Raw genomic sequence first — 1,638 nt, forward strand, 5'->3', positions numbered from 1 at the left:
TCTTGCAACGTCAAGTCTTGGGTTCATACCGCAAACCGCTGGTGATTTTCATGTCCAAACGCCTGTTGCGCTTCAAAGGTGCAATGAGCCCGCTGGAAAACTTCACCGAAGGTTCGACTTTCCGTCCGGTTATCGGTGATACCGCCGAACGCGCAAGCAACGACAGCGTGAAACGCGTGGTATTGTGTGCCGGTCAGGTTTACTATGACTTGGAAGCAGGCCGTACCGAGCGTAAACTGGAAGATGATGTTGCTATCGTCCGCGTTGAGCAGCTGTATCCGTTCCCATATGAAGAGGTTAAAGCTGAACTGGCGAAATATCCGAATGCAAAATCTGTGGTTTGGGCGCAAGAAGAGCCGAAAAACCAAGGCGCGTTCTACCAAATCCGCCACCGCATCGAAGACGTTATCAGCGAAGAGCAAAAACTGTCTTATGCCGGTCGTCCAAGCAGTGCATCGCCTGCAGTGGGCTACTCAAGCAAACATATTGCTCAATTGAAACAATTGGTTGAAGACGCTTTGGCGTTGTAAACCAAGTAGCATTCCGTCTGAGGCTGCTCAGGCGGAATGCCCATATGCAGAATTAAAAACACACAACAGGCCGTCTGAAAGGGCCATTGGAGACACAAAATGATTATTGATGTAAAAGTACCTATGCTGTCTGAAAGCGTATCTGAAGGCACGCTCTTGGAATGGAAGAAAAAAGTTGGCGAAGCAGTTGCCCGTGACGAAATCCTGATCGATATCGAAACTGACAAAGTGGTTTTGGAAGTACCTTCTCCACAAGCCGGCGTATTGGTTGAAATCGTAGCGCAAGACGGTGAAACCGTTGTTGCCGACCAAGTTTTGGCACGCATCGATACAGCTGCTACTGCCGCTGCTGAAGCACCAGCCGCCGCGCCTGCCGAAGCTGCCCCAGCCGCTGCTCCTGCTGCTGCACAAAACAACGCCGCTATGCCTGCCGCCGCCAAACTGGCTGCCGAGACCGGTGTTGACGTGAACGCATTGCAAGGTTCTGGCCGTGACGGTCGCGTATTGAAAGAAGACGTACAAAATGCCGCTGCCAAACCTGCAGCAGCCGCAGCCCCTGCCGTTGCACTTCCTGCCGGCGCACGTCCTGAAGAACGCGTACCAATGAGCCGTCTGCGTGCCCGTGTTGCAGAACGCCTCTTGGCTTCTCAACAAGAAAACGCCATTCTGACTACATTCAACGAAGTCAACATGAAACCAATCATGGACTTGCGTGCGAAGTACAAAGAAAAATTCGAGAAAGAACACGGCGTGAAATTGGGCTTTATGTCCTTCTTCGTTAAAGCCGCTGTTGCCGCCCTGAAAAAATATCCGGTTGTGAATGCTTCTGTTGACGGCAAAGACATCGTTTACCACGGCTACTTCGACATCGGTATCGCAATTGGCAGCCCACGCGGTTTGGTTGTACCAATCCTGCGCGATGCCGACCAAATGAGCATTGCCGACATCGAACAAGCAATTGTTGATTACGCGAAAAAAGCTAAAGACGGCAAAATCGCTATCGAAGATCTGACCGGCGGTACATTCAGTATTACCAACGGCGGTACTTTCGGTTCTATGATGTCTACCCCGATCATCAACCCGCCTCAATCTGCGATTTTGGGTATGC

At 51.2% G+C, this 1,638-nt stretch carries 1 protein-coding gene and 1 pseudogene; both read left to right on the forward strand.

Translation table 11 applies throughout. From position 1 onward, the window contains the following. Window positions 1-530: pseudogene (gene sucA / locus ACTHUE_RS18275) on the forward strand (2-oxoglutarate dehydrogenase E1 component); the annotation flags it as partial. A gap of 99 nt (window positions 531-629) precedes the next feature. Next, a partial coding sequence (gene odhB / locus ACTHUE_RS18280) for a 2-oxoglutarate dehydrogenase complex dihydrolipoyllysine-residue succinyltransferase (protein WP_440424118.1) occupies window positions 630-1,638 on the forward strand: 1,009 nt, incomplete at its 3' end.

It is taken from the genome of Neisseria sp. P0021.S005 (genome assembly GCF_051956955.1).